The organism is Pseudomonas yangonensis (genome assembly GCF_009932725.1).
Classification (GTDB): domain Bacteria; phylum Pseudomonadota; class Gammaproteobacteria; order Pseudomonadales; family Pseudomonadaceae; genus Aquipseudomonas; species Aquipseudomonas yangonensis.
Genome location: NZ_BLJU01000106.1, coordinates 1 through 689, shown reverse-complemented (window position 1 = coordinate 689; position 689 = coordinate 1). Strand labels below are relative to the sequence as shown.

The 689-nt window shown below is 54.1% G+C and carries 1 pseudogene; it reads right to left on the bottom strand.

The features are described from left to right. Positions 1 to 43 precede the first annotated feature (43 nt). Positions 44 to 689, bottom strand: a pseudogene (locus GYB81_RS24605) (hypothetical protein); the annotation flags it as partial.

Here is a 689-nt window from a genome sequence, read left to right as displayed (position 1 = left end):
AGGAATATAAAGTGAACGATGTTTTTTCAGTGTGTTGTCTATGTCACTCAATCTTTTTAAGAGGATCCGTCCTGGACACTGCTGTTTGTGATCTTGCTGGCATGTGCGACGGGGTGCGGGCGGTTGGTATGATAAAGGAGCTTATTTTTTTTTTTCGAGCAGAAGACGGCATACGAGCTGTGGCGTGGGTCTCGTTGGCTCGGCTCGTGCGGCTTTGGGGCTGTATGCCCAGCCCTTGCTCGACTCCAGCCGCGGCTGTTGCGTTGTCGCCGCTGAAGGTCAGCGGCTTATCGCGCAGGTTTGCCCAGTTGTGGCGTAAATCAATGGCCTGCCAGGTGTGTGTATGGCTTTCCAGGACGCGCTGCTTAAAGCGAGCCAGCGTATCGGCATCCAGAGCGCCTTTAACCGTCTCTTTTTCAATAATTAAATCAATCAGTTGATGGAATGTGACCGTGTCACCGCCGTCGCTGTCGGCCTGAATCAGCGTTGCCGGGAAAAGATACTGGTGATGCTGTGTGGGGGAGAAATAGCGTACCGGAACCCGAATGGCCTGGGTTGGGGAGAGCGGGATATGAATCAGTGATAACTCATCCGCACGGGTTGCGGGAAGATAGTGCCAGTCCTTCGTTTCGCGCAGCAGCGCGTTCAAAAAACACTGGGCCGCAACATCTGTACCGGCGGAGCGGAGC